Origin of the sequence: Pseudomonas sp. 37 R 15, from assembly GCF_900004865.1 — a bacterium.
Classification (GTDB): domain Bacteria; phylum Pseudomonadota; class Gammaproteobacteria; order Pseudomonadales; family Pseudomonadaceae; genus Aquipseudomonas; species Aquipseudomonas fluorescens_AM.
On record NZ_CVTV01000037.1, the window covers coordinates 37,332 to 63,919 of the forward strand.

29 protein-coding genes are annotated in these 26,588 nt (G+C 56.6%); 10 read left to right on the plus strand and 19 right to left on the minus strand.

Going from position 1 to position 26,588, the window contains the following annotated elements; all coding sequences use genetic code 11:
• Nucleotides 1-43: 43 nt before the first annotated feature.
• From BFQ04_RS11785 to BFQ04_RS11795, 3 genes are read right to left on the minus strand one after another with little or no spacing between them, the layout of a single operon-like run.
• The gene (locus BFQ04_RS11785) at nucleotides 44-1,363 is read right to left on the minus strand and encodes an MFS transporter (protein ID WP_065950974.1); all 1,320 of its coding nucleotides are present in this window, start codon (nucleotides 1,361-1,363) and stop codon (nucleotides 44-46) included.
• A gap of 33 nt (nucleotides 1,364-1,396) precedes the next feature.
• Entirely contained in the window at nucleotides 1,397-2,926 is a 1,530-nt protein-coding gene (locus tag BFQ04_RS11790; RefSeq protein ID WP_065950975.1) for a class I adenylate-forming enzyme family protein, read from the minus strand.
• A 3-nt stretch (nucleotides 2,927-2,929) separates the two neighbouring features.
• Complete coding sequence (locus tag BFQ04_RS11795; RefSeq protein WP_065950976.1) at nucleotides 2,930-4,108, minus strand: acetyl-CoA acetyltransferase; 1,179 nt, start codon at nucleotides 4,106-4,108, stop codon at nucleotides 2,930-2,932.
• 146 nt (nucleotides 4,109-4,254) lie between these two features.
• Here BFQ04_RS11795 and BFQ04_RS11800 point away from each other — a divergent pair, with 146 nt between their 5' ends.
• A complete protein-coding gene (locus tag BFQ04_RS11800; RefSeq protein ID WP_065950977.1) occupies nucleotides 4,255-4,827 on the plus strand; it encodes a LuxR C-terminal-related transcriptional regulator in 573 nt (190 codons plus the stop codon).
• A gap of 550 nt (nucleotides 4,828-5,377) precedes the next feature.
• On the opposite strand, the gene BFQ04_RS11810 is transcribed toward BFQ04_RS11800, so the two are convergent.
• A complete protein-coding gene (locus BFQ04_RS11810; RefSeq protein ID WP_065950979.1) occupies nucleotides 5,378-5,965 on the minus strand; it encodes an NUDIX domain-containing protein in 588 nt (195 codons plus the stop codon).
• A gap of 180 nt (nucleotides 5,966-6,145) precedes the next feature.
• Here BFQ04_RS11810 and BFQ04_RS11815 point away from each other — a divergent pair, with 180 nt between their 5' ends.
• Nucleotides 6,146-7,072, plus strand: coding sequence for an alpha/beta hydrolase (locus BFQ04_RS11815; protein WP_065950980.1), 927 nt, complete (start codon nucleotides 6,146-6,148; stop codon nucleotides 7,070-7,072).
• A 195-nt stretch (nucleotides 7,073-7,267) separates the two neighbouring features.
• Here the strand turns inward: BFQ04_RS11815 and BFQ04_RS11820 are convergent, their stop codons facing one another.
• Entirely contained in the window at nucleotides 7,268-8,425 is a 1,158-nt protein-coding gene (locus BFQ04_RS11820; RefSeq protein WP_065950981.1) for an alpha-hydroxy acid oxidase, read from the minus strand.
• 120 nt (nucleotides 8,426-8,545) lie between these two features.
• Here BFQ04_RS11820 and BFQ04_RS11825 point away from each other — a divergent pair, with 120 nt between their 5' ends.
• Nucleotides 8,546-9,328 (plus strand): DeoR/GlpR family DNA-binding transcription regulator, encoded by a 783-nt coding sequence (locus BFQ04_RS11825; protein WP_065950982.1) that lies wholly within the window; start codon nucleotides 8,546-8,548, stop codon nucleotides 9,326-9,328.
• Here the strand turns inward: BFQ04_RS11825 and BFQ04_RS11830 are convergent.
• The 3 genes from BFQ04_RS11830 to BFQ04_RS11840 are packed head-to-tail and all read right to left on the minus strand — an operon-like array spanning nucleotide 9,296 to nucleotide 10,664.
• Entirely contained in the window at nucleotides 9,296-10,024 is a 729-nt protein-coding gene (locus tag BFQ04_RS11830; RefSeq protein WP_232790602.1) for a DUF72 domain-containing protein, read from the minus strand. The genes BFQ04_RS11825 and BFQ04_RS11830 overlap by 33 nt on opposite strands.
• A complete protein-coding gene (locus BFQ04_RS11835; RefSeq protein ID WP_065950983.1) occupies nucleotides 10,021-10,452 on the minus strand; it encodes a DNA methylase in 432 nt (143 codons plus the stop codon). Before BFQ04_RS11835 ends, BFQ04_RS11830 begins: the two co-directional genes overlap by 4 nt.
• Before the next feature lie 2 nt (nucleotides 10,453-10,454).
• Nucleotides 10,455-10,664, minus strand: a complete 210-nt coding sequence (locus BFQ04_RS11840) for a hypothetical protein (RefSeq protein ID WP_065950984.1) — start codon at nucleotides 10,662-10,664, stop codon at nucleotides 10,455-10,457.
• Nucleotides 10,665-10,860: 196 nt separating this feature from the next.
• On the opposite strand from BFQ04_RS11840, the gene BFQ04_RS11845 reads away from it, so the two are divergent.
• The gene (locus BFQ04_RS11845) at nucleotides 10,861-11,364 is read left to right on the plus strand and encodes a DUF4142 domain-containing protein (protein WP_065950985.1); all 504 of its coding nucleotides are present in this window, start codon (nucleotides 10,861-10,863) and stop codon (nucleotides 11,362-11,364) included.
• A 26-nt stretch (nucleotides 11,365-11,390) separates the two neighbouring features.
• A complete protein-coding gene (locus tag BFQ04_RS11850; RefSeq protein ID WP_065950986.1) occupies nucleotides 11,391-11,951 on the plus strand; it encodes a type 1 glutamine amidotransferase domain-containing protein in 561 nt (186 codons plus the stop codon).
• Nucleotides 11,952-12,013: 62 nt separating this feature from the next.
• On the opposite strand, the gene BFQ04_RS11855 is transcribed toward BFQ04_RS11850, so the two are convergent.
• Nucleotides 12,014-12,220 (minus strand): hypothetical protein, encoded by a 207-nt coding sequence (locus tag BFQ04_RS11855; RefSeq protein ID WP_065950987.1) that lies wholly within the window; start codon nucleotides 12,218-12,220, stop codon nucleotides 12,014-12,016.
• Nucleotides 12,221-12,499: 279 nt separating this feature from the next.
• On the opposite strand from BFQ04_RS11855, the gene BFQ04_RS11860 reads away from it, so the two are divergent.
• Nucleotides 12,500-12,976 carry a hemerythrin domain-containing protein gene (locus tag BFQ04_RS11860; protein WP_065950988.1) on the plus strand — a complete coding sequence of 159 codons (477 nt, stop codon included), beginning with the start codon at nucleotides 12,500-12,502 and terminating at the stop codon, nucleotides 12,974-12,976.
• Between the two features lie 101 nt (nucleotides 12,977-13,077).
• Here the strand turns inward: BFQ04_RS11860 and BFQ04_RS11865 are convergent, their stop codons facing one another.
• Together BFQ04_RS11865 and BFQ04_RS11870 are read right to left on the minus strand one after the other, a co-directional pair.
• Complete coding sequence (locus BFQ04_RS11865; protein ID WP_065950989.1) at nucleotides 13,078-13,623, minus strand: putative natural product biosynthesis protein; 546 nt, start codon at nucleotides 13,621-13,623, stop codon at nucleotides 13,078-13,080.
• Between the two features lie 62 nt (nucleotides 13,624-13,685).
• Nucleotides 13,686-14,069, minus strand: coding sequence for a DUF2946 domain-containing protein (locus BFQ04_RS11870; RefSeq protein ID WP_065950990.1), 384 nt, complete (start codon nucleotides 14,067-14,069; stop codon nucleotides 13,686-13,688).
• A 180-nt stretch (nucleotides 14,070-14,249) separates the two neighbouring features.
• Between BFQ04_RS11870 and BFQ04_RS11875 the strand changes: the two genes are divergently transcribed.
• Nucleotides 14,250-14,858, plus strand: coding sequence for an SCO family protein (locus tag BFQ04_RS11875; RefSeq protein ID WP_065950991.1), 609 nt, complete (start codon nucleotides 14,250-14,252; stop codon nucleotides 14,856-14,858).
• A complete protein-coding gene (locus BFQ04_RS11880; RefSeq protein ID WP_065950992.1) occupies nucleotides 14,858-15,340 on the plus strand; it encodes a copper chaperone PCu(A)C in 483 nt (160 codons plus the stop codon). Before BFQ04_RS11875 ends, BFQ04_RS11880 begins: the two co-directional genes overlap by 1 nt.
• A 114-nt stretch (nucleotides 15,341-15,454) precedes the next feature.
• On the opposite strand, the gene BFQ04_RS11885 is transcribed toward BFQ04_RS11880, so the two are convergent.
• The gene (locus BFQ04_RS11885) at nucleotides 15,455-15,937 is read right to left on the minus strand and encodes a GNAT family N-acetyltransferase (RefSeq protein WP_065950993.1); all 483 of its coding nucleotides are present in this window, start codon (nucleotides 15,935-15,937) and stop codon (nucleotides 15,455-15,457) included.
• 175 nt (nucleotides 15,938-16,112) lie between these two features.
• Here BFQ04_RS11885 and BFQ04_RS11890 point away from each other — a divergent pair, with 175 nt between their 5' ends.
• The gene (locus tag BFQ04_RS11890; RefSeq protein WP_065950994.1) at nucleotides 16,113-16,448 is read left to right on the plus strand and encodes a hypothetical protein; all 336 of its coding nucleotides are present in this window, start codon (nucleotides 16,113-16,115) and stop codon (nucleotides 16,446-16,448) included.
• On the opposite strand, the gene BFQ04_RS11895 is transcribed toward BFQ04_RS11890, so the two are convergent.
• Nucleotides 16,438-18,051 carry an ATP-binding response regulator gene (locus BFQ04_RS11895; RefSeq protein WP_065950995.1) on the minus strand — a complete coding sequence of 538 codons (1,614 nt, stop codon included), beginning with the start codon at nucleotides 18,049-18,051 and terminating at the stop codon, nucleotides 16,438-16,440. The genes BFQ04_RS11890 and BFQ04_RS11895 overlap by 11 nt on opposite strands.
• 112 nt (nucleotides 18,052-18,163) lie before the next feature.
• On the opposite strand from BFQ04_RS11895, the gene BFQ04_RS11900 reads away from it, so the two are divergent.
• Nucleotides 18,164-18,766: a LuxR C-terminal-related transcriptional regulator gene (locus BFQ04_RS11900; protein ID WP_065950996.1), complete on the plus strand. Its 603-nt coding sequence runs from the start codon at nucleotides 18,164-18,166 to the stop codon at nucleotides 18,764-18,766.
• Nucleotides 18,767-18,927: 161 nt separating this feature from the next.
• On the opposite strand, the gene BFQ04_RS28545 is transcribed toward BFQ04_RS11900, so the two are convergent.
• Genes BFQ04_RS28545 through BFQ04_RS11925 form a run of 6 tightly spaced genes read right to left on the minus strand, consistent with a single transcriptional unit; the run spans nucleotide 18,928 to nucleotide 26,587 of the window.
• A complete protein-coding gene (locus BFQ04_RS28545; protein WP_083217969.1) occupies nucleotides 18,928-20,256 on the minus strand; it encodes an MFS transporter in 1,329 nt (442 codons plus the stop codon).
• The gene (locus BFQ04_RS28550) at nucleotides 20,249-20,968 is read right to left on the minus strand and encodes a TfuA-like protein (RefSeq protein ID WP_083217970.1); all 720 of its coding nucleotides are present in this window, start codon (nucleotides 20,966-20,968) and stop codon (nucleotides 20,249-20,251) included. Before BFQ04_RS28550 ends, BFQ04_RS28545 begins: the two co-directional genes overlap by 8 nt.
• On the minus strand, nucleotides 20,913-22,097 hold the full coding sequence (locus tag BFQ04_RS11910; RefSeq protein ID WP_065950998.1) for a YcaO-like family protein: 1,185 nt from the start codon (nucleotides 22,095-22,097) through the stop codon (nucleotides 20,913-20,915). The genes BFQ04_RS28550 and BFQ04_RS11910 overlap by 56 nt, the downstream gene beginning before the upstream one ends.
• 6 nt (nucleotides 22,098-22,103) lie before the next feature.
• On the minus strand, nucleotides 22,104-25,133 hold the full coding sequence (locus tag BFQ04_RS11915) for a carbamoyltransferase C-terminal domain-containing protein (RefSeq protein WP_065950999.1): 3,030 nt from the start codon (nucleotides 25,131-25,133) through the stop codon (nucleotides 22,104-22,106).
• 36 nt (nucleotides 25,134-25,169) lie between these two features.
• Nucleotides 25,170-26,006: a multinuclear nonheme iron-dependent oxidase gene (locus BFQ04_RS11920; protein WP_065951000.1), complete on the minus strand. Its 837-nt coding sequence runs from the start codon at nucleotides 26,004-26,006 to the stop codon at nucleotides 25,170-25,172.
• Nucleotides 26,003-26,587, minus strand: a complete 585-nt coding sequence (locus BFQ04_RS11925) for a hypothetical protein (protein ID WP_065951001.1) — start codon at nucleotides 26,585-26,587, stop codon at nucleotides 26,003-26,005. Before BFQ04_RS11925 ends, BFQ04_RS11920 begins: the two co-directional genes overlap by 4 nt.
• Between the last annotated feature and the right edge of the window lies 1 nt (nucleotide 26,588).

A 26,588-nucleotide genomic window follows, 5' to 3' on the forward strand; every position in this document is an offset into this window, starting at 1 on the left:
GGCGCAGTTAACGCGTTGATGCAACGCCCGACCACCGTGCCAATCAGGCCAATGCCGCCCCGGCGGGCGCCGTCACCGGGCTGCCGCTGGCCACGAAGTCCTCTTTGCGCAGCAGCACCAGCGCAATCAACGACACCACCCCGGTCGCCACATAAAAGTACCAGGGCGAGGTAATGTCGCCGGTCACCTTGATCAGCCAGGTGGAAATCAACGGCGCGCTGCCGCCAAACACCGCAACCGGCACGTTGTATGCCACGGCGATCCCAGTGGAGCGGATGCGCGTGGGCAGCAGTTCGCTCATCAGCGCATAGGTGGACGAGGCATACAGGCCGAACAGAATCGCCACCGCCATCAACGGCGCGAAGAAGGTTGCCGGCGTGGCGGTCGGTGCCATCTTGAACAGCCAGAACATCGCCAGGGTCGCCAGCGTGCCGATCACCATCAGGAACGGCTTACGCCCATATTTATCGGTGAAGGCGCCGCCGAACGGCATGACGAACGCCGCAGAAAAACTGGCGACGAACACATAGAGCAACGTGGTGCCGCTGTCGAACTTGAGGATCTTGGCCATGTAAGTCGAGGCAAAGGTCAGCACCAGATAAAAGATCGAGCTGTGCAGGGTGATGATGAAGAACACCAGGGCAACCGCGCGTTTCCATTGCCAGACTTCGCGCAGGGGTGCGCGAGAAGTTTGCCCGGCGCGTTGCAGGGCAAGGAACTCGGGGCTGTCTTCGAGCTTGAGGCGGATGTACATGGAAATGAAGCCCAGGGGCGCGGCGATCAGGAACGGCACGCGCCAGGCCCATTCCTGCATCGTGTCGGCGCCCAGCACCCAGGTCATGCCGTTGGCCACGGCGCCGCCCAGCAACAGGCCAAGCACGGCGGTAACCATCAACCAGCAGGTGGCAAAGCCGCGTCGGCCGGGGCCGGCGTATTCGGAAATGAAACTGGTAACCGTGCCGATCTCACCGCCCGCGGAGAAGCCTTGCACGCAGCGCACCAGGATCAACAGGATCGGGGCGACGATGCCCAGGGTCGCGTAAGTGGGCAGCAAACCGAGCATCACCGTGGAGCCGGTCATCATCACCAGCGCCATGATCAGGGTTTTACGCCGGCCGATCTTGTCCGCCAGCGGGCCGAAGAACAGCCCGCCCAGCGGCCGGATGAAGAAGCTCAGGGCAAACGCGGCGAAGCTGGCCAGCAGGCTGGTGGTAGGGTCGTCGGAGACGAAGAACGCCTGGCCGATATAGACGGCAAGAAAGCCGTAGACGCCGTAGTCGTACCACTCGATCAAGTGGCCGGAGGTGGCACCGAGAAACGCACGGCGGCGTTTGCGGACAGTGTCTTGCGCGTGATTGCCCATCGAGGGGACTCCTTGTCTGTTTATCGATCCGTGCTAGAGCGCGGCGATACTCGCCGCTTTGAGCCATTGTCGCAAGTCGGTCTTGAGGATTTTGCCGTAGCTGTTTTTGGGCAATTCGCTGCGCCACACATATTTTTTTGGTTTCTTGAACGATGCCATGCGCGCCAGGAACCATGCCGTCAGCTCGGCTTCGTCGAGGGACTGGCCGCTGCGCGTCACCACAAATGCCACCACCGACTCGCCCCATTGCGGGTCCGGCTCGCCCACCACGCACACTTCAAACACCTCGGGATGCTGGGCCAGCACTTCCTCGACTTCGCGCGGGTATACATTGCTGCCGCCGCTGATGATCACGTCCTTGGAGCGATCCGTGAGGGTCAGGTAGCCGGCGGGGTCGAGAAAACCGATATCTCCGGTCAGCAACCAGCCATCGACCAAGGCCTGGCGCGTGGCCTCGGGGTTACGCCAATAGCCCTGCATCACCGTGGCGCCACGTACGGCAATTTCGCCGCGCGTTCCCGTGGGCAGCGATTGGTGCTCGGTATCGAGAATGCGGATTTCCACGCAGGCTTGCGCATGGCCAACGGACGCGGCCAGGGTCGCCCAGTCGGGGCGCTGGCGGTCGGCAATCAGCCCACGGGGCAGCACGCTGATGGTCATCGGGCTCTCGCCCTGGCCGTAGATCTGCACCAGGCGGGCGCCGAATGTGTCGACGGCGTCGCGCAAGTCGGCCAGGTACATCGGGCCACCGCCGTAGACCATGGTCTTGATGCCTTCGCCACTGTAACCCTGGCGTCGCGCCTGCTCGACCATGCGCTTGACCATGGTCGGCGCGGCAAACAGCGAAACACCGCCCAGCTCGGCCGCCAGGCCAAACAGCTCGGCGGCGTCAAACCCGTTGGACGCCGGCACCACATGCCGCGCGCCGCAGCGTACGTGAATAAAGTTATAGAGCCCGGCGCCATGAGACATCGGCGCGGCATACAGCGCCGCATCGTCGGCGCTCACCGGGTCGACATCGGTGGCGTAACACAACGACATGGCGATCAGGTTGCCATGGGACAGCATCACCCCCTTGGAACGCCCGGTGGTGCCTGAGGTGTAGAACAGCCAGGCGAGGTCGTCGGCCTGGCGCGGCACCGGTTGCTCCAGGGTTGGCCAGCCCCGGTCCGGCGCCAGCGCATGGCCATCGAGCTCTGCGCAGCACAGGGGCAGGTCATGCGACGAAAACACCCGGCCGCCATCGGTAAAGATCAAGCGGGCCTGGGCGTTATCGGCGATCCACGCCGCCTCGGTCGGGTGCAGCTTGGCATTGATCGGCACCGCCACCGCCCCCATCCACCAGATGGCATAGAGCAGCTCCAGGTAGTCGCAGCTGTTTTTCATCAGCACCGCCACCGCATCCCCTGGCTGCACGCCGTGCTGGTCTACCAGGTGCGCGGCGCGCTGGCGCACATGGGCGGCGAAGGTGGCGTAGTCGGCCACTTGCCGCGAGCCGTCGAACAACGCCGGACGTTGCGGGCTGCGACGCTGGGTGTCGTGCAACCAGTTGGCAATGTTCATGGCTCAATACCGGCGCGCGTGCAGGACCGAGGCGTAGTTGGCCACCGCCATTCCACCCATGTTGAACACCAGCCCGAACTCCGCGTTGGGCACCGCCAGGCCGATTGGCTCGCCGGTCAATTGCCGGAACGCCAGCGCATGCATCGAGACACCGGTCGCGCCGACGGGATGGCCCTTGGCCTTGAGCCCACCGGAAAGGTTCACCGGCAAGCGCCCGCCCGCACGCACCACACCGCTGTCAAGCACACGGTGCCCCTCACCTTTGGGCGCCAGGCCCATGGCTTCGTAGATCAGCAGTTCGGCGATGGTGAAGCAATCATGCACCTCGGCGAAACTCAGATCGGCCAGGGTTACATTCGCCCCGCGCAGCGCCGCATGAATCGCCCGCTGCGGGCCTTCAAACGCAAGGATGTCGCGCTGGGCAATGGGCAAGGTGTCGTTGACCTGGGTCATCGCGCGAATCTGCACATCGCGGCGAAACGCCCGCGCCCGCTTGGGTGAAGCCAGGATGATCGCCGCAGCACCGTCGCTGATCAGCGAGCAATCGGTGAGGCGCAGCGACTCGGCCACGAACGGGTTGCTCTGGGACACGTTGTTGCAGTGCTCGAAATTCATCTCGCGGTGCATCTGCGCCAACGGGTTGGCCATGGCATTGGAGTGGTTCTTGGTGGCAATCGCCGCCATCGAGCCCAGCGGGCTGTGGTAGCGCTCGGCGTATTGACGCGCGGCGCGGCCGAACAGCTGCGGGAAACTCAGGCCGGCTTCGGCGGCATCGTTCTGGTAACCGGCACCGGCCAGCGCCTGGGTGACGGCGGCCGTGGAGGTGTGGGTCATTTTTTCGGCGCCCACCACCAGCACCAACTCCGCGCTGCCGGAAAGAATCGCATTGACCCCGGCCTGAATCGCCGCCGAACCGGAAGCACAAGCGTTTTCACAGCGCGTGGCCGGCTTGAAGCGCAGCCCGGGGTCGGCCTGCAGCAGCAATGACGCGGCAAAGCCGTCGGGCACCAGCCCGGCATTGAAGTGGCCGAGGAACAGCGCGTCGATTTGCGACGCCTCGAGGTCGGCGTCGCTGAGGGCCTCACGCGTGACCTGAACAATCAGATCCTCCAGCGTGGTGCCTTCCAGACGACCAAAACGCGAATGACCAGCGGCAACGATAGACACGCAATCAACAGGCATAATCAATTTCTTCTGTTCTTCAACCGGACTTTCCTTACAATGACCCAGCTCTGGCCGCACGCCAATTCGTGTAACTACTTACATGGATAAGTAGTTTTACATGGATAAGTATTCGCCAGTGAGTTGAACAACGAGGCAGGATGCCCATGACCGTGTTTACCCAGCCATTGCAAGACCTCGAACGCCTGGCGTTCAAACTGTCCCCCGCTCCGCAGTTGGTGACCAGCAACCGCGTAATACTCGACTGCAACGACGCCTTCCTGAAACTGTTCGGCTATGCCCGCGAGACGTTGGTCAATCAGTTGACCTTGCTGATCTACCCGTCCCAGGCCGACTACCACGCCATCGGCAAGCGCAGCCATGACTGGTTGCTCGACAGCGACAACGGTTTTTATTCCGACGAGCGCTTCATGCAGCATCGCAACGGCGAGGTGTTCTGGGCCAAATCCCATGGCTACACCCTCACGCCCAGGGACCCGTTCAAGCTGATGATCTGGCACTTCGAACGCCTGGACCGCTGTCACCAGGGCACCGGAGACCTGACGCCGCGGGAGCGGGAGATTGCCATGCACATCGTGAACGGGCTCAAATCCAAGGAAATCGCCCTGCGCCTGGGGATTTCCCACCGCACGGTGGAAGTGCATCGGGCGCGGTTGATGAGGAAGCTGCAGGCCAAGACAGTGGTGGAGTTGGTGTCGAAGATTATTATGGTGGCGTGAGGGGGCTTGCCCTCGTGACGGCCGAACAGCCAACGCGTATCTACCTGACACTCCGAGGTCCAAATGTGGGAGGGGGCTTGCCCCCGATGGCGGCCTCAGGGCCGACCAGGATGTTGGATTGGACCGAGTACATATCCGTTTCTGTGGTCACGGCTGCTATGGGTTCCGCCCTTACGGCGGCTCACTTTTGAAAAGCGCAAAAGTAAGCAAAACGCTCTTGCCCCACCACTCGGCACCTCGCCCAGGCTCGGTGTGCCCGAACGCAGGCTTGAATCCGTGGGCCGCCGCAATGGGCCATCCCTGGCCCAGTGCGGCTAACCCGGCGTCCTGCCGGGTTACCCACGGATTCAAGCCTGCGTTCGGCCAGCGTGGTTTAACGGGGCGCCTAGATCAAAAGCAGATCAAGATCAAAAGCCAGATCAAGAGCGGCTCGCTGCGCATCGTGGTTATGGTTGGGCGCTACAGCGTTGTGTAGATAGCTATGGCGATCGGGGGCAAGTCGAATCGTCGCACCGCCCCTCCCACATTTTGCTCATCAGGTGCGATGCCTCTACCAGCGCTCTTTCAACATCCGCAGTTCCAAGTGCTGCAACAGCATGATGGTCTTGCCATCCACGATCTCCCCACTGGCCACCATCCCCAGCGCCTGCTCGAACCCCAGTTCCAGCACTTCGATATCCTCGCCCTCTTCCACCAGGCCGCCGCCGGCGCCAACCCGGTCGCCCGCTTGGTACTCGCCGATAAAGAAGTGAATACGCTCGGTCACCGACCCCGGGCTCATGAAGGCCGCATAGACTTTTTCGACATGCCCCACGCGATAGCCGGTCTCTTCCTCGGCTTCCAGGCGGATGCGCTCTTCGGGGCTGGCATTGTCGAGCAACCCGGCCGCCGCTTCGATCAGGTAGCCTTCGTGGTCGTTGACGAAAGTCGGCATGCGGAACTGGCGGATCAGCAGCACCGTGCGCTGCTCGCGGTTGTACAACAGGATGGTCGCACCGTTGCCCCGGTCATACACTTCGCGGGTCTGGGCTTGCCAGCTGCCGTCGCGACGGCGCAGATCGAAGCTGTATTTCTTCAAGAGGTACCAGTTGTCCGAAAGGGTTTCTTCGGCGGTGATGCGCACGGGGCTGTTGTCCATGGTCGGGCCTTTGCTCAAAGAAGCGGAGCATCTCGTGCAGGCCATGCAGCGTCAAGCCGGTTGCCCCCGAGCTCGCCGCAACACTTTGCAAGCAATCCTGCGTCACGGCCGTCGCATTAATTTCTGCTCTGCCCGGGGCATCTGGTACAACCCGTACTTGGCCCTTGTACTGGAACCTTCATGTCATCTTTTTCCATACCCCGCCGCGGCCTGCGCCGGTTTGTGCTGCTGTGCATGGCCCTGTTGATCGTCGGCCTGCCGGTCGGCTGCGCCGTGCTGCAACACAAGGAGCGCGAACTGGTGTTTCGCATCGAGCCGGGCACCGCGGGCTGGTACACCGGCCTGCCCAGCGCCGTTCAGGAGTTCGATATCAAGCCGGCCACGTTCAAATCCGGTCAGAATATCCATGGCTGGTGGTACCCGGCCGCACGCAAGGATGCGCCTGCCATCCTCTATCTGCACGGCGTGCGCTGGAACCTCACCGGCCAGCTGTTTCGCATCGAACAGCTGCACGCGCTGGGCTATTCGGTCTTGGCCATCGACTATCGCGGTTTTGGCAAAAGCCGGGGCGACCTGCCTTCGGAAACCACGGTGTATGAGGACGCGCGCATCGCCTGGGAGCGCTTTCAAACCTTGCAACCGGACCCCGGCAAACGCCTGATCTACGGCCATTCCCTGGGTGGCGCGGTGGCCATCGACCTCGCCGCGCAGTTGAGCAGGCAGGTACCGTTGCCGGTGCGCGGGCTGGTGATCGAATCCACGTTCACGTCCCTGGGGGATGTCGCCACCGCCGTTGCCAATACCTCACTGCCGGTGCGCTGGTTGCTGTCGCAGAAATTCGATTCCATCGACAAGATGGCCGATATTCACATGCCACTGCTGGTGGTGCATGGCCTTGATGACCGCTACGTTCCACCGCGCTTCAGCGAGCAATTATTCGAAGCCGCCCAGGAACCCAAGCGGCTGTTACTGGTGCCGGGTGCCGGCCATAACAACAGCATGAGCCTGGCCGGGCGCAATTATGGCGTGGCGCTGGACAAGCTGATGCAAGCGACGATGCCGTCACCGGTGGTCACCCCCTCCACAGGCAGAGGCGGTGACTCATAAATGCACTTTTCGGCACTGGCTTCGCCAAGGCCTGTCAAGCGCAAACCCTGGCCATATTGGCCGTCATTGAAAGTTGATCAAATATTGATCGCAGGTTAAATCGCCAATGCTGCCGGGGCCTTGCAAAGTTATCCACAGAGATACCCACGGTTTCCGTGGACAACTCTTTTTACTTTTCCTGTTTTTTTTTGCGCATCAAACGCCGTCAGGAAAGGTGCCCGGCAGCAGGATCTCGCGATTCACATCGCGTATATCGTTATAGCCACACAGCGCCATCGACACCTCCAACTCACGGGCGATGATCTCCAGCGCTTTGGTCACGCCCGCTTCGCCCATCGCCCCCAGGCCATACAGATGCGGGCGTCCGATCATCGTGCCCCTGGCGCCCAGCGCCATGGCCTTGAGTACGTCCTGGCCGGAGCGAATGCCCCCATCGAGCCACACCTCAATCCGATTGCCCACCGCCTCCACAATCGCCGGCAATTGGCTGACGCTCGACGGCGCGCCATCGAGCTGACGGCCACCGTGGTTGCTCACCACCAACGCATCGGCGCCGGTATTGGCCGCCAGGCGTGCGTCTTCCACATCGAGGATACCCTTGATGATCAGCTTGCCGCCCCAGCACTTCTTGATCCACTCCACATCGTCCCAGCTCAGGCGCGGGTCGAATTGTTGGGCGGTCCACGCCGACAGCGAACTCATGTCGGCCACGCCCTTCACGTGCCCGACGATATTGCCGAAACCACGACGCTGGGTGCCGAGCATGCCCATCACCCAGCGCGGCTTGGTCATCATATTGAGGATGTTCGGCAGGGTCAGCCTGGGCGGCGCCGACAGGCCATTGATCAAGTCTTTGTGACGCTGCCCGAGGATCTGCAGGTCCAGCGTCAACACCAACGCATCAACGCCCGCCGCCTTGGCGCGCTCGATCAAGCGCTCGATAAAGCCGCGGTCGCGCATCACATACAACTGGAACCAGAAGGGCTGGCCGACGTGCTCGGCGATGTCTTCCAGCGAACAGATGCTCATGGTCGACAAGGTATAGCGCAGGCCAAAAGCCGCAGCGGCGCGCGCGGTCAGGATCTCGCCATCGGCGTGCTGCATGCCTGCAAGGCCGGTAGGTGCCAGGGCCACCGGCATGGCCATGTCCTGGCCGATCATGCTGGCGCGGATCGAACGTTCATCGATATTGCGCGCCACGCGCTGACGGAACTTGATGCGGGCAAAGTCGCTTTCATTGGCCCGGTAGGTGCTCTCAGTCCAGGAGCCGGAATCGGCGTAGTCGTAAAACATGCGCGGCACACGTTTTTGCGCAAGCTTGCGTAAGTCTTCGATGGTTGTGATCAACGACATCGGGTCACCTCTCCCTGAACTGAACCCAGAGAGTAACCGGCGATCGCCAAGGCAACCAGCCATTGCGTTTATATCGACCGACGCTTAATCTCGCAAAAACCCGCAACAAAGCGCACAAACATGCAAAGCACCCATCACGCCATCGACCTGCCTTCCCTGCGCAAACAAAAGATCCTGTTGCTGCTTGAGCGCGACGGCAAGGTCACGGCATCCGAGCTGGTCGAGCATTTCGCCGTGTCCCCGGACACCATCCGCCGCGACCTCGGCGAACTCGCCGCCGCCGGTCTGTTGCAACGCGTGCACGGCGGCGCCCTGCCCCGGCCCAGGGACACTGGCAAGGACTTCTTCACCCGTGTCGACCAGACCAATGAGGCCAAGCGCCGCCTGGCACAGTTGGCTGCGGATCAAGTCGAGGATGGCCAGATCGTACTGTTCGACTCCGGCTCCACCACCCTGCAGATCGCCCGCTCATTGCCGCACTCACTCCACCTGACCGTGATCAGCCCCTCGCCGATGATCGCTATCGCCCTGGCGGACCACCCACATGTGACCGTGATTCTGGCGGGGGGCCAACTCAACCCCACCACACTTTCCACCGGCGGCCATGAAGCGCTACGTCTGATCCAGAGCATCAAGGCCGACCTGTTGTTCACCGGCGTGTGCGCATTGCACCCGCAAGTGGGCATGACGTCCCTGCATTTTACTGAAGTGGCGGTCAAGCAAGCCTTGCTCGACAGCGCGTCCCACGTGGTGGCCGTGACCACCTCGGACAAACTTGGCGCGGTGGAACCGTTCGTGGTGGCGCCGTGCAGCCGTATCCATACGCTGATTACCGAATGGGATGCGCCGAACGTGGAGGCTTATGAGCAATTAGGGCTGGAGGTGCGCCGGGTGGAGGTCTAGCAAGTCGAGAGCATCGGCGACCGCATGGCCGCTGGCGGTGTTATCGAAGATGCACCAGGTGGGAATACCCTCTTCAATCGATTGGCGCAACAACTGGGAATATGCCTGCACCCGCGCGGGCCCGTAGGCGCTGTGATAAATGCGGGGCGAGCCGTGCAGGCGCCAATAACGCACGCCGTGCCAGGCATCGCCTGCTGCGATCACCGCGGGGTCGGCGTTGACCCAACCGATCTCGAATGCCTGCAGCAGACTCCCAGCCGCGAGCCAGCTGGCATTGCGCGGCTCCAGCACCACGGCACCGGCAAAACGCTGACGCAGCGCGTCGAAAAAGGCGCCGGCCACCAGCGGCTCATAACTCAGGGACGGCGGCAGTTGAACCAACAGGCAACCGAGCTTTTCGTCCAGTTGCAGGCATTGCGCAAGAAACTCGTCCAGGGCGGTGCTGCACTGCTGCAAGCGCAGCTCGTGGGTGATCCGCTTGGGCATCTTGACCGAAAAGCGAAACCCCGCAGGCACCGACTCCCGCCAGCGCTCATAGGTTCTTGGCAAGTGGGGCCGGTAAAATGAGCTGTTGATTTCTACCGCGCTGAAACGCGAGGCGTAGCGCTGCAAATGCGTGCCTTGTTCAACGAAGGCCGGCCACTGTTCGCGGGGCAGGCTCCAGCCGGCACAGCCCACATACAGCGCTGCGGTCAAAACAACACCGTGGCGGCATCGCGCATGAAAATCTCGATGGTCTTGGGCCCGACGCCATCGAACTCACCCAGGCGCTTTTCGAACGCCTGGCGGTCATCGCTGAACTGCACAATCCGTGTCATCTTGCCGCCGTAATCAGCATTGAGTTTCGCACTCAGGTCCAACAGACGCTGTGCCGTGGTTTCGTCGTAACGTACGTAATGCGCGCGTCCCAACATGGCGACCAGCTCCCGCGACGTGCAGTGCTGCAGCTTACGCGGCGTGTCGCGGCCCTCCTCTTCAACGATCACCTTGTAGGCGTGGGCGGCAATGGGCGCCTGAATGCGCTTGCCCATCAGGAAACTGGCGATAAACCACTTGAACAGGCTGCCGTCGTCGTCAGGCTGGAGCTCGATCCCCAGTTCCGACGCGCTGATGGAACGGGCCATGCTCACTGTCCCTTGCTGAGCTTCTCGTTGATGGCGTTTGTCTGGCGCTCAAGGTCCTTGATCGAAGTCGGTGTCACCACTTTGTCGATGGTTTCGGTCTTGGGGTTCGGACGTTCCAGGGTCGGCCCTTTGGTGCCGTCGGCATTGCCCTTTTGCGCGTCTTCGGAACTGATGGGTTCGGGGGTCTTATCGGCGGGTGTGTGATCAGTCACAGTGCAATCTCCTGGTAATGGCAGGTCACCAACAGCGGCGACCCTATGCAGCAGAACCCGGCGAATTTGGATTAGTTCAAGGAAATTGCCACACCTGCCGTTCAGTCACTGCGCGTAAAAAAAATTTAAACCTTTTGCCCGGGCATCGGTTCAACAGTCACGTAACGGCATCACGCCATTTCCAAGGAGAGACACCATGACGACTCGACTGATGAAACACATGGGCCTGACATTCGCACTGGTTGCAGGCTCGATTTCCACCGCGATGGCCGCCACCTCCAACGACTTTGTCGAGAATGCCGCCCAGGGCGGTATCACCGAAGTGGAAGCCGGCAAGCTGGCACTGGAAAAAAGCGGCTCGGCGGATGTGAAAACCTTCGCGCAACACATGATTACTGACCATACCAAGGCCAATCAGGACCTGATGGCGCTGGCGAAAAAACTCGATATCGAAGTGCCGGATGACGCTGCCCTGACTGACAAGGCGAAGAAAGCCATTCTGGAAATGCGCGATGAATCGTTCGACAAGGCCTACGCCAACAACCAAGTGGACGCCCATGAGAAAACCGTCGCACTGTTCAAGAAGGAAGCAGAGTCCTCGGACAACGCCGAGTTGAAGGCTTTCGCCACCAAGACCCTGCCGACCCTTGAAGCTCACTTGGAAAAGGCCAAGGCGCTGCAAAGCAAATACGCCAAGTAACCCACCTCTACAGGAGATATCCGCTTATGAGTGCGCAACTCAACGGTAAGAAAATCCTGATCATCACCTCCAACACCGGTATCGAGCGCGATGAGCTGCTCAAGCCTCTGCAAGCCCTGCGTGGCTACGGCGCGACCGTGACGCACGCCTCCAGCAAAGGCGGCATCACCCAGACCTTCGTGGGCGATACGGAAAAGGACCAGACCGTGGCGTCCGACGTGCAACTGTCAGACGTGGTCGGCGCCGACTTCGATGCGCTGGTCATCCCCGGCGGCACCGTAAATGCCGACACCCTGCGCCAGGATAGCGCCGCGCTGCGCTTGATCAGCGAGTTCGCCCAGGCCGGCAAGACCATTGCGGCGATCTGCCACGGCCCGTGGACGCTGATCGACGCGGGCGTGGTCAAAGGCAAGACCCTGACCGCGTTTAAAAGCGTGCGTATCGACCTGGAAAACGCCGGCGCCGCCAGCGTGGTCGACGCCCAGGTGCAGGAATGCAAGGCCAATGGCTGGACCTTGATCACCTCACGCACGCCGGACGATTTACCCGCGTTCAATGAGGCGATTGCCCAGGCTGTCGCGGGCTGATCTCTGCACCGAAATAAAAACAGGCGCCCCATGGGGCGCCTGTTTTTTTTTAGCTCAATACTTCAGTGTTTGCGTTGTTGCGCCATCTCCCGCTTGGGCCCGAACATCGCCCAGGCGATCAGCCCCAGCAACGGTACGAAGACCAGCACCACCAACCACAGCCCCTTGGTTTCCCAGCCACCGGTACTGCGCAACACGATGTTGATGGCCCACAGTTCCAGCAGCAGCAGAATCACCGCCAGTACGATCCAGATATATTCAATTTGCATGCTTCACCTCCTGAAGTCTAAGGGTTAGGTCAAGTAAATGCGTCAGGGGTTCCATCGGATTGTTCAGCAGCGCACTTCGCCCGTCGCGGCGGTTGTGCGTTGTGCAATCCCTGCAATGTCCGATCATGCAAGCTGCACGACAGCGAACCGACGACAGCACGCTATCAATTTGATTTTAAACATAATTTATCATACGCAAAAGTTGGTACGCGTGATGCACTGTGCTTACTCACGAGGCGTGCGTTTCGACATGCCCGACCATTACCCGTGAGGTTCCACATGAATGCCATCGACCTTCTCAAAGCTGACCATGAACGCGTCAAGACCCTGCTGACCCAACTGAGCGAATCCACCGAACGTGGGGTGAAAAAACGTACCGAGTTGCTGGCCAAGCTGGAGATGGAAATCACTTTGCACACCAGGCTGGAAGAGGAAATTCTCTACCCTGCTTTCAGAAAAGCCGGCGGCAAGGAACAGGACATCATGTACCACGAAGCCAAGGAAGAGCACCGCACCGTCGACTCATTGGTGCTGCCCGACCTGAAGCAGACCGACCCGTCCACCACCGAGTTTTCCGGTCGCGTCAAAGTGGTGAAGGAACTGCTGGAACACCATATCGAAGAAGAAGAAACCGAGATGTTTCCCCAGGCCAGGAAACTGCTGGGCAAGGCAATGCTGGATGATCTCGGGGCTGAAATGGAAGCGATGAAAGCGGCCCATAAAAAGGCCATGACGAGTAAGCCGTTGGCTGCGTAGGGCCTATTGGCGGCTTTATCTGCGCTTGATCGGCGCAAGCGACAGGGCCTGTTTACAGGCCCTGTCGCGTTATCCATCGCAACTGCCAAGCGCGGGCCGCTTCACGGCACCGGCAACCACCTACTAAACGTCCCTCGCTCACTCAAGGCACACCAGGCGAAATCCCAGCCAGGTGCGGGTAACGCGGGCTGCTCTGCAGCGCCCGGGACGAGCCCTTTCCAATCGAACACGAACGAACCTCGCCAGCTCAGGACGATCCCCGCCGCCTCACTGTCGTCCGTGAGGACCCAGCGCGCGGCAGCGGCGGCCATCAAGGCGTCGATAAATTCAGCAGCGATCCGAGCGCGGTAGGGTGAACTCAGCAGCCAGCGGCACAGGTTCAAATGATAAGTCCAATCCAGGGGTAGCTGGTGGCGATAGGCCCAGGTCATGAAACTGCGGAACAGGTTCAAGCCCTCCGGTGGATCAAGCTTGAGCAATGCCGGGCACACATCGAACACGGTGTGCCAGTGGGGTAGCAAGCGTGCATCCAGATGCACGAAACAGCGCGCATTACTCGGGTAGTCAGGCAGCGCCGGTTCCGCACGCGAACGCCCGGCGGCCTTGCTGACCAAGCGACGGGCGCGCGCTGGCAACTGATGGTTCATGGAACGCACTCACAGTCGTGACGATAGAATGCCTCCCGGTTACAGGAGGCCCAGGACACACGTCAGACGGTGGGGGAAGCGCGGGGATTGGCCGATGGCCAGGTATAACGCGGCGGTGCCTTATTGCGCCGCTCATGGGCAGGACGCGGGCGTTGCTTGAGGCTCAGCAACCACGCCAGGCCGATCAGAAATACGACGGCGACCGTAACGGCGCTGCACATCGGGCAGGCAAAGTAGTTCGAGATGTTGCTGGTAGACGGGTCAGCCAACCCTTTGTCGGAAACTGCCGGCTGGCCGCCGTCCACCGAACAGAACTGACCACCGATCCCATTGAGCTGTTGGCCCATCATCTGCCCGTGTCCCAAACCGCATACGAACAGGTTCACCAGTACGCAGAAGTACAGGGCCCAGGCAATCAGCGCACGGTCGGGGCAGCTCGATTTCATGGCCGCGACTCTACCACCGAAGCCACAAAAGGATGAAGCGCAGCGCGCCCCTGTGGCAGAACGTCGCAGATTACGCGAGGTGCCCAGGGTTGCTAGACTCTGCACCCTTCTCGTTACTCCTTTTCAAAGCCGGGTGGGCAACTCCAGAGCCATTCAGGCGTTTCACAGGATGCACAGTTGATGAGTACGTTATTCACCCGCCGCAAAGTGCTGACCGGTATGGGCCTGTTGGGCCTGGGCAGCCTGCTGGGCGGCTGTGACTACAGCCCCAAGCTGAATTTCAAGTACGGCAAGGACCTCAGTGACAAGATCATGGGGCGCACCTTCAAGCTCAAGAACACCGACGGCGAAACCGTCACCCTGAGCTCGTACCGTGGCCTGATGCCCGTGGTGTTCTTCGGCTTCACCCAGTGCCCGGCGGTCTGCCCGACCACCCTGGCGCGCGCCGCCCAGGCCAAGAAGCTGATGGGCCGCGACGGTGAAATCATGCAGGTGGTGTTCATCACCCTGGACCCCGAGCGCGACACCCCCGAGATACTCGACAAATACGTCAAGGCCTTCGACCCCAGTTTCGAAGCCCTCTACGGCACCCCGGAAGAAATCGCCGTGGCCGCCAAGGAGTTCGGGATCTTTTATGAAAAGATTCCCGCCGGCGACACCTACACCCTGTCCCACACCGCCACCAGCTTCGTGTTCGATACCCGTGGCAACCTGCGCCTTGGCTTGCAGGCACCCCTTACCGCTAAAGAGTGCGCAGAAGACCTGCTCACCGTCATGGAGGTCTGCTAATGACTGCTGTTCAACACTTCAAGCGTCTCACCCTCGGCCTCACCCTGCTGGGTCTCGCCGCCCACGCCAGCGCCCAGGTGCAAGTGAGCGACGCCTGGGTGCGTGCCACCGTGCCGGGCCAGCCTTCCAGCGGCGCGTTCATGACCATCACCGCCGACAGCGACAGCCAATTGCTGCGCGTGGCATCACCGGTGGCCAAGGACGTGCAGATCCATGAAATGAGCATGCAGGACGACGTGATGCGCATGGGCCCGGTGGACTCGGTAGCCCTGCCCGCAGGCAAAGCCGTCAAGCTCGATCCGAATGGCTACCACGTGATGCTGATGGGCCTGACCGGCCAGATCAAGGAAGGCGACCAGGTGCCGCTGACCCTTGTGGTGAAAGACGCCAAGGGCGCTGAGCAGACCATTGAAGTGAAGGCGCCAGCGCGTGGTTTGGATGGGATGGATCATAGCCAAATGGACCATAGCAAGATGCATTGAAGCCCAGGTCGGTCAGAAATGTGGGAGGGGGCTTGCCCCCGATGGCGATATATCAGCCACCTATACGGTGACTGGCACCCTGCTATCGGGGGCAAGCCCCCTCCCACATTTGGTTCAAGACTGACTCATGAGCCGCAGGCGCTTCACCATCGGCACACACGCCAACACCAACCCCGACGGCGAGCGATACACCGCCTGCTCATCCCCGACATACCCGCATGCCTTGTAGAAACTCACCGCATTGAGCGTCGCATCCAACACCACTTCTTCAACAGCGATGTGACGCGCGACCGTCTCCAAGTGATCGAGCATTGCCTTGCCATACCCTCGTCCAGTGAATGCGGGGCGTACAAACAAGGCGCCGACTTCATGGTTGGCAAGATCGAGCATGCCGGTGGCGACTGGCTCGCCGTTCACACAGCCCAGGTAGAAGTGCTTTTCCATCAGCACGCTGTAACCATCGCTCGCACTGCCACGCGTCCATAGCGCCATTTGCTCTGCGGTGTAGGCGCCGATGCATTGGCCGAGAATGGCCTCACGACGAATCTCGAACGCGCTGTCGGCATCATCTGGCGTAGCTCGTTTTATCTGCAACACAGCTCTCTCCTTCCATGACCTCAATGTGCCATTAGCCCATGTGTGCTAATCGACCCGCCCCTCCACCGGCGCTATATTCCCCGGCACTTCCAACGCTCAGCCAACACCGCGCCTTCAATGCGCGAGGGGTCGTTGCGCGCTGGAAAAACCAAAACAATCCCAAGGAAGAAGCATTATGAAACCCTCATCCCCTGTAACGCGCCTTGCTCTGCTCGGCGCCTTGATCATCGTTGTCGCCGGATGCAGCAATATCAAACCCACCGAGGACCATCTCAAGAAGCTCTCAGAGACCAACCTGGGCGAACCGGTCAAACGTGTCTCCAATGTACGCAGCGACTCCATGAGCACCTACTACGTGGCCAACACTGCGTCCGGCGAGTACAACTGCTCAGTGCCTAGCGGTGCAAGCGGCGGCTTGTTTGCGATTGCCAGCTTTGGCCTGATGAAACCCGCAGCCTATTGCATGCCCAAGGGTGCGCGAGGCAATGGGTTGACGCCATTCATGCAATAGTTTTTCCCTGACTGAGCTCACGCAGGGCGCCGCGCAGTTCCGCAGGGCGCACCGGTTTGGACAAAATGGCGATCTGACGGTCGTGCAACGCCGCCTGGATTTTCTCCACGTCGTGCCCGGTGAGGATCAGCGCCGGCACCGCCCAGCCGCGTTGCCGGCGCAGGTGGTCGATGCATTCGATGCCGGTGGCGTGGTTGCCCAGGTCATAGTCGGCGACGATGATGTCGCAGTCGCTGACCAAGCCCTGTCCCGTGGACTCGGCCTGCACCTCGCAACCCCAGCGTTCGAGCAGGGCCTGGGTGGCCAGCAGCACGTTATGGTCATCTTCCACCAGGCACACTTTCAAACCGCTGAGCAGGCCAGCCTGGCGTGCGTCGTCACGCAATGCCGGTTGAGCCGGCGCAGTGGCCAGGGCCAGGCCATGCAGACTTACCGACGTGCCACGGCCCACCCGCGAACGCAGGCTCACCTGCAGCCCCATCAACTGCCCCAGGCGCTTGACGATGGACAGCCCCAGGCCAACGCCCTCGACGTCCTTGTCGCGCAGTTGCCGCACGCGATAGAACTCTTCGAAGACCTTGGCCAGATGCTCCCCCGCAATCCCCCGCCCCTGGTCATGCACCTCCACCACCAGGCGGTTATCACGAATACGCGCACCGATCAGCACTGGCCGTTGCGCGCCATACTTGAAGCAATTGGAGAGCAGGTTTTGCACCATGGTCGCCAGCATCCCCGGATCCACCAGCACCCAGTGGGCGCAAGGTCGCAAGCGCAACTCCACGCCCGCCCAGCGTGCGGCTTCGGCGTTCTGGCGTACCAGGTCGGCGAGAAAATCGCCCAAGTGGATCACTTGGTGTTTGGGCAGCAGACGCCCGTTGTCCAGGGTGTAGAGGTCGAGAATGGAACGGAACAACTGCGAGACATTGAGCAGCGAGCGATCGATATTGTCCACCAGACGCCGCTCGTCATCGCCCAGGCGGGCTTCGCGCAGGCAGGCGGTGAACAGACCGATGGAGTGGATCGGCTGGCGCAGGTCATGACTGGCCTGGGCGAGAAAGCGGGATTTTTCCAGGTTGGCGGCGATGGCTTGCTCGGAGGCCTTGCGCGTGCGCTCCAGCAGGATATGCGCGTATACCGGAATCACCGTGCTGGTGATCATCAGCATCAGCACCATGAAGGGCTGTGCCTGCCACCACGGCGTGAGCTGGTATACGATCAACAGCGCCAGCAACGCCAGCCCCGTGGCAATCGCCAGGTAGCGCGATCCGTAGCGCATGCCGTTGCCGAGGTTGACCCACACCATCACAGCATACAGCGGCAACGCCGCCTCACCGCCCACCACCAGGCCGAACGAAGTGCCGGTGTAGTCGTGGAGCATGCCGAAAATCCGTCGCGCCGGGTAATGCCCGGGCCAACGCGCGATCACCTGGCGCAAGGCAATGGACGCCAGCAGAAACAGGAAGATATACAGGATCACCGGCAGGAAGGTGTCCAGCGAATGCCCAGGCAAAAAACCCAGCACGCTTATATACACAATGGCGATAGTTGCCACCACAATGCGCAGGTTAGCCTGGTCGAGTTCGGAGTTGGTCTCGAGACCCATGGGTTACGTCCTTGTTGTCATAACCCTGGCCCTTTGTACGAGCGAGGCGGGCATTGGGCCCGATAATAAAACAGCATGCCTGCACACAGCCATGCCCAGCAAGGAGCTCACCATGACCGGCCGGATTATCATCGCCGACGACCATCCGATGTTTCGCGAGGCCATGGCGCGCACTGTGCAACGCCTGCTGCCCGAGGCCCGGGTACAGGAAGCCGGTGACCTGGATGCGGTGCATGGGTTGCTGCTCGACCCAAGCGACATCGATACCCTGATCCTCGACCTGCGCTTTCCCGGCCTGACCTGCATCAGCCAGCTCGCCGACCTGCGCCGGCAACTGCGGCGTACCACATTAATCGTTGTATCGATGGTGGATGATCCGGCACTGATCGAACAGGTCATGACCCTGGGCGTCGACGGCTTTATCGGCAAGAACATCGCCCCCGACGAGATCGGCCAGGCCCTGCTGGCGATCCGCGACGGTGAAGTGCTGGTCAAGTTCGCTCCCTCCGGCCTGCTGCCGCTGGACACCCATACGCTCACACCCCGCCAGCAGGACGTGCTGCGCCTGATTGCCCAAGGCAAGACCAACAAGGAAATCGCCAAGGCCCTGGATATTTCGCCGTTTACCGTGCGCATTCATGTGTCGTCGTTGCTGCGCAGCTTGAAGGTCACAACGCGGGCAGCGGCGGCGGTGAAATACTCCGGGGAGTTCTAGGCGTCTGCGTGACGCATGCCTCAACGTGAGTTGCGATTGATGCAGATCAATATCCGGACGGGTGCGGGACTTTGTATTTATAGAATGCTTGGGTGGACCGTCAATGGAGCAAATACCAGTGGCACATTAATGCCGGATGAAATCAGAAAAACAACTGCATATCATACCGAGTCACCCGCTAAATCCTTGAAATTAAATTGACCACAGCAAACATACACAATCAGAGCAACTAACAGGCAGCACATACTAAGCACCAGTACCTCCATGAGTATTTCCGGAGGGCTTTCAATACCTACAAATGTCAAGTAGAGAGAATAAGAAGCATAAATAATTATCACAATTACCTGTATCGCACTCAGAGCAGTGGCACGATTATTTTCCGGAAGCATCACAAGAACGGTTGACTGGATGATATTTTGACCCAGCGTAAGAAATGCACGAAAAAAAAGAACAAAAACAATTAAAGAAAGCAATTGATATTCATAATAACAGCCAAGCCATGCCAAAAAAGACAGCGACGCCACGCTAAAATAGGAAATGAAAAGCAACGCTATGTCAGCGAATTTTCTCGTCAAGAACGGGACGAGCCAGCCCTTTACCAAATGCGCCAAATCAAAAGAGGCCAGCATCAGAAAAATTATTGCGCCGCCTTTGACATCAACCGCCCTAATATCGACCTCGCGCAATTGTGAAATCATAAGATAGGTGTGTACGTGAATCATTAGCAGTGTTGAAAAAACCATCAATAATGAAAACCCATAAAAATAGATACGCTTATCAAGTGCTCCGCTAATAAGCCATGACTTAAGATGCTTTAACTCTGCAATGTAAGACGCGCATGCCACCCTGACTCTATTCTTTTGAAGAACGTATCCCTGATCCGGCACCAAGCTCTGAAAATACATAGCAAAACCGACAAATGCTACGGCTGGCAAAAACAATATATATTCTTCTCCCTCCCAATACCTGGCCCAGAAAAACAGAATCGCCATTACGACCACTGGAAAAAAAGATGCAAAATATGCGCCATGACCTTGAGAAAGAGAAAGTGTCCTAATTTTGAAACTCGTGCGTTCTACGGCAGGTATGGAAAGAGCTTCCCTATCAATTAAATCTTGTAATAAAGCTTGAAATGACCCGGAAGAAAGCGCCCCACCCAACGCGGAAAGCACACTACTTATGACCACCATTATTAAACTGAAATCATCACTTGATGCCACGACAGCCACGACGATAAAAACGCAAGCCATAGAATAAAATATGCACGCATACACCATGGATCGCGCGTGCCCTATGATGTCAGCCACCACACCACTTGGAACTTCCAGTATGCAGGATACATAAAACGCAATCGTGACTCTAAGAGAAACGGCATAAGCGGGCAACCCTCCAAAAACGCCTATAATCAAATGAGCCATTTGAGCGGCGGCAGACTCATTCCCCTTGGAAATATTCTGCAGGTATCCCACCGTACGTGTTAAATCACTCATGCAGCCCCCTTTTTTTATATAAACCCCATATATAATCACACGCTAATAAAGCATCCAGCTTTTTTGGGTGGCAACTCGCGTCATGACTCATATCCAAAAAAACTTCAGCGAGCTCCCCTTTCCCATGCGCGATAGAAAATTCTGACGCTACACTTTTCCTGTTCCGGTCATACCAGGGCGTTCGCCTGAGAAAGCTTAAAAATTTCCGGTGATTGACCGATGACAGCGATTGCGAGCGTTGAAGAATGCGTCCTATGTAGTCTGCGTGAACATAGGATATCGTTATCTCTTTACTCGGCACACCCGCATAGACGACTGAAACATCCGCATCAGACTTATAGTAACCCAGTTGATACCCCATGTAGACATGTCCAACGCCTACCATGCCTGCGCTATTACAGTCGGCGGCCCTCAGTGCGCCCATGCTGGACGACCCAAGCAAAAGCCAGCCTTTTTGTAGTACGCGAAGACACTCAACCGGACTAACACTCAACGTACTTCCAAATACACCATCTGTAATTAGAACACAGCCGGAGCGCCGTTTATCACCTGCCAACGCCTCAAGGTCTCCGCGCCGTATAGGGGGTCTAAAATCGAAATATTTTCCATATTTTTCCATTGCAAGCTCAAGCGATGGACCGCCGAATACAATGGGCTTATACCTTGGTGAAATCAGCATGTGTTTTTCTTCCAGGATTAACCAGAAAGTCATTTAAGTCCGGCACGACAATTTTTACAACTTTCAGTGGTAGCGTGTCATGACTAAGATCACACATGACGCACGGGCCCTTGATTATGTCCTGTAGCGAATTCAAGATTCTTTTCAGGGCCCACTCGCTACTTACCGGTTTCGATGGCTGCCGGGGAAATTTATCTAATCCATTTTGGGTAATTAATAGGTCTCTGATTTTGTAAAAATTATTAGTTTTTGAATACACTTGTTTTTCATACTTGGGGGCGGAACGGACAAGATCTTCACGACCTCCTGACAGGCCGGTCACCAGACCTTGTATACACTCCAACAACGCACCATTTAACGCGTCTTCTTCTGAAAGCGCAGTGCTTGTCCCCGCAATCATGAATTTAGGCGCTAAACCCAACGTGTCTAATACCGCCACATAATAAGTGGGAAAAATAGCCGTAACTCTGAAAATGAGCAGTTCATAACCTTTCGAGCGAAGGTCGTTTAACAAGGCACTGGACTTGACATCATCAACGCTACAAGGGTCAATGACAGCCCCCATGTTCGCGGATCGCACATGACGATAAAAAAGAGACGTTACATGACGTTCATAAACCTCCAGCATGGCAAATAGACTGGCTTCGACGATATCTCCGCCCGCCGCTAGGCCCGATGTGTTCGGCCGTATATAGGGAGGATCGGAGCCACACCGTTTATAAGGAAAAGCCACCTCCAGCGCGGGAACCCATGCAGGTAGATTGCTGTATAAATCCACCCCTCGGATCCATCTGGAGGGGTAGAAATCCTGTCCATATCCAAATTCCAGGCCCAACGTATCGCCTTCCGGGCTTAAATTGCCTGTACCCGAAAATAGTGAACGCTGGTCAATGTTTGCCGCACAATACCTTTCGAGTGCTTCTACGATTGCACCTGCGATAGCTTGACTGAGCGTAAACCCTTTGCCTTGTGTTGAAGAAACTTGCTCAAATTTAATACCCGGTCTTACGGCCGAGACGATTGAGACCCCAATATCTACGTAACTGTTTGTCTCAGTTATACGAGAAATACCCAATAAGCCGGTAAGCGGCATTACTTTTGCCACCACTTCCTTCGCGCCAAGCAAGCGAGAGGGTATCAAGCCTACGTTCGAATCCTCCATGATGTGCTACCTTCCAGACGCATTTAGATATTTAAGCCTTACGAATCTGCTCAATTTTTCCAACACCTCAGGCTCCAAAGCTGATACGTCGCCGCCGCTAAGCGAAGCAATATTTCTCTCTCCGTCTATGCTTTCGAGTATCCTGTATAGAGAATTTGGTATTCCAACAGTTTTACCCTGGTGACCGACTATCATCTTTCTTTTGAGGGAGGTCGAAGTCCGCTCCGAAATAATTTTTGTCCCAGGTGATAAATTTAGAACATCCTCTCCTGTCAGCGTTTCAACACTATTTTTTAATTCCAATAAATAGTCACCCATGACAACACCAGAAAGATGGGTACTTAAAAGCATTTCAATTGCCTGGCAAGGAGTTTCAACTATCGGCTGCCCTCTCACGTTGAACGAGGTATTGAGTAAAATAGGGAACTCAGCAACGTTCATGAAGCTTATCAATAAGCGGTGTAAAGACGCGTTGTCGCTTTTATCTACTGTTTGTACTCTGGCGGTGCCATCCACATGCGTAATGGCTGATAGTTGATCTCGGTAGGCGTGTCGAACATGAATGACTTCCAACATATATGGATAATCGCCCTCTTCCTCAAAATACTGGCCCACATGCTCCTTCGCAATCATGGGCGCAAAAGGACGGAAATCTTCCCTGAATTTTACCCAGCGATTTATAAAAGCCCACGTCTTCAAATGCCTTGGATCAGCCAAAATTGAACGCGCGCCCAGTGCCCTGGGGCCAAACTCACTACCTTTTTCCAAGGAAAAAAAACCAAGCACGTCCCCGCCCGCCAACTTTCTGGCGATTTCATCCGTGTGTATAGGTCTGTATTTTATTAGATTTGAATACCTATTCAATGCCCTGCTGACATCTCCTCGGCCGTACAGGTATCCGAGATGGTCATTGTCAAATGCATCATTAATTATCTTTCCTGTGATATGAAAGTGAGCCGATACAGCAGCACCTATTGAGACTCCCGCATCATGCTGAGCTGGAAAGAAATAAAAATCTTGAGCTGGAAATTGTTTTCTTATTTTATGGTTGGCAACAGAATTTAGTGCGATGCCGCCAGTGAATACGATTGGAGCATCGCCCTTAACATATAAGGAAAAACGACTTTGAAGTGACCACTCCAAACCCTTTTGAACCAAAGCGGCCAAGTCAGCACATTCCCTATAAGCATCAGGGTCAATTACTTTTGAATGGTTCAGTTTCCACTGATAATCGAAGTTATATATACCCTGTTCATTTTTTGACACCAAATTGCCATGAACCTCCGGATTACCATAAGGCGCCAACCCCATTAGTTTTCCAGACGCTTGCCAGGACCCAAATATATATTGACTGACGGCAGCGTACGTTTCCCCCATACTCCTGCTACCGCTGCGTGTATTAAACGACGGTGAACACTCTCTGTGCGTAATTTTATATCCTGTCGGGGAAAACTCGTACACGGAAAAGGTGTGAAGCATCGGGCGGATGTTATCTACGCCCAGCCCCCTGTGAAGATACGCTGCCATCGCCGGACCGTTCATAATCAGGTCATGTTCACCCACAGTCACTCCGCCAGAGCCATCGGCGACTACGACTGTCGGGTATGAAAACCTGGATCCAGATAGCGCAGCAAATGCATGGCAAAGGTGATGGCTGGTGTAAATGGCATTTGCACCGAGTGGATCGAAAGCATTCAATCCCTTGGAAACAGGCTGGCCCAAGCCCACATATTCGGGTGTTAATGATTGTATGTTATACGCAAAATAATCTACGTCTTCCAATGTCAATCCATTAGCACTTAAACAATAGTCTATCGCATCATCACCTTGAAGAAACACCGCACCATCACGTTTAACTCTCGAGAGCCGCTCCAATTGTACCGCCGTCGCTATTTTTTCATTTATCATGACGCAAGCTGATGCATCATGACTTGCGGAAAGCCCAACAATGACCAAATCATCTGGCGCTTTTACCAAATGGCTGGTTTCGCTTTTGAGCACAGCGGTGCCGCCACTTGCGACTATACTTACAGTATCACACACGCCCTCAAGCGTGATTTCAATTTTAATTTCCTGGCCTTCCAAGCTGCCATCAATGAACACATTCGTAGCGTTATTTTCTGTTTTAGAATATCCACCGTTCAACGTCGCCGATATCGCTATGTCACGAGGGGCCCAACCATGATGTGTATTAGAATGCTGTGCAACTACCGCCAAGCGCCCATCGCGCCCCTTCCCTTTGACGAAAATCAAATCAAGCACTCTTCGTTTTGTAGTTTTTTTAGGAACCTCGATAACACTTAGCGAATCATGAAGCAAACGTTCGCTATCGATCAGATAACTTCCGTGATACTTTCTCGAGATTAAGATCAACGCCGCAAACAGCGAATTCACTGCATCATCCCGATTGTTCAGGTTCTGAAAAGCAACCGCCGCCAGGGCGGCTACATAGCCCACTGCAGCCGACGTGCCTCGAAACACTTGGGGATGGCCATTTTTGTCATTAGTCTCGAAAGGCTCATCACGTACGAGAAAGGTTGGTTTTAGCTCCCCGTTAGCCGCCTCTCCAATAATTTGATTATCGCTTGTGATCAAACCAACAGAATGAACGCCGACGACCGTCGCAGGAAAGCGCATGTGTCCCTGGGTATGCCCAGGCGAACAAATTATTAAACTCCGAAGTTTCTCATCGCGGCTATACGTTCTAATTTGCTTATGAAATTTTTCCAATTTAGCACTTTCAGGCGCTGAGTAGGCATGTGCCTCGATGGTAACTTGGCCATACTCACTTACGAGCCGTTCTTTTATTTTGTCATAGCCTGATCGCATACAATCGGTGTAACTCACCGACAAAACGTTCGCCACAAGGGACAGCGTTATTTTGGAGTCACGGAGTTTGACATTGGCAACTTTTACCGAGTGGTCGGCGCTCGTGGCCGATGCGTTTACAGGTGAAACCACGCCCGCGACACCATCATCATAGATTGCAACCAAACACTTTGCGTCATATTCAAGACATCCGCTATCTTCACTCATCGTTGATATCCCTTCAAATGTATAACTGCACGTCAGTTAAATACCCTTAACAAACCCCACTTTTTCACATATCGCGTTAAGTGCTCCGATTTCCACGGACAGCAACTCCAGGGGCAGGCCAATACCGATCTCATAAGTAATCGCTTTTAAATTGCAGCACAAGGGAATGGCGAACTCCATAAGCTCCAGGACAGCCGGAACAATATGTTCACTGTGTGTATCTCTGTATCTCCATTTATGTTCCGGATGTACAGAACCACCAGCCACGTGGAATTCCTTGACGGCATTCAACGGAAAACTCATCAATGCTTCTTTCAATGAAATATCATAATAAATCGCATAAGAAAACACGTGACTGATATCCAAGACTATATTGCACTCGCATGCGTCTACTATTTTTGTAAAAAAGACGCCCAAGCCAATGTCACCGACTACAAAACTGCAGGATGGGACTTCTGGCAGAAACTCAAGCGCTGATTCTGCTTGTAGAACCTTAATTTCCTGGATGGTACGTTCTAGTGTGGCAGCGCATAAAACCGGTGGTGCGAAATAAGGTATGCTGTAAGGGCCAATGTTCCATATACCCAAGTCTTCCAGGCACCACTTGGCCTCGAGAATGCTTGAAATGTTTGATTGAACGGCCAATTGCCGTCGGTTCACACCCTCTATTCCTCCAGGCGCCACGCCGGTAAAATGATGTATCAAGGGAGTACCGTTTGACATCTTTTTAAATCGTTTGGCTTCTTCTGAATTAGTGATGGCTACGATCGAGTAATGGGACAACGAACTTTCGCAGGCTGAAATCAAGTTCTCAAAAGAAACGCCGTAGCTTCCCAAGTGCTGAAAATCCAAGCCCAGGCCGACATTGCTCATTTAAGCCCCCCCATCATTTTTATCCGTATAGAGTTCGCATCCTTGGTGAGCTCAAAAAACCCGCCATCAGGCGTGGGTGAAAAGTCATCTATGCTGGTTGCGGTTTGCAACTGTTTTATATTTTTTATGTAATGTGCGGCCAACACCTCGACGGTGTTTTGCATCTTTTGTTGATGGCCAACCCAAGGAGACGTCGTAACATTTCCAATCGACATGCCGGAGACGGTGCCTTCTATCTCGGCCAGCATTCTCAATCTGGGCTCGTGGCTATGATTGTTGCAGTAGAACAAACAAAAATCCTCAAGCAACGTCCGGCCCTGGTGTTTCCAGAAGTCATCAGAACCGCAATAGGATTCCACCGCTTCTAATAACGAAACTTTATCTATGAAGCGATTCAGAAATTTCATATCTGCATGAAGTGTCGTTCGCAAATTTCTGATTCTGGCTTTATATTCGACTTCCAACCTTGCGTGATCAAGGTGAGCGAGAAGATAATTCGCCTCTTCTGAGGCATCCAGAACCGCTGTATTTCCGGAATACAGAAGCCTGACATATTGCGCCTGCAGTCTTTTTGTATCCACT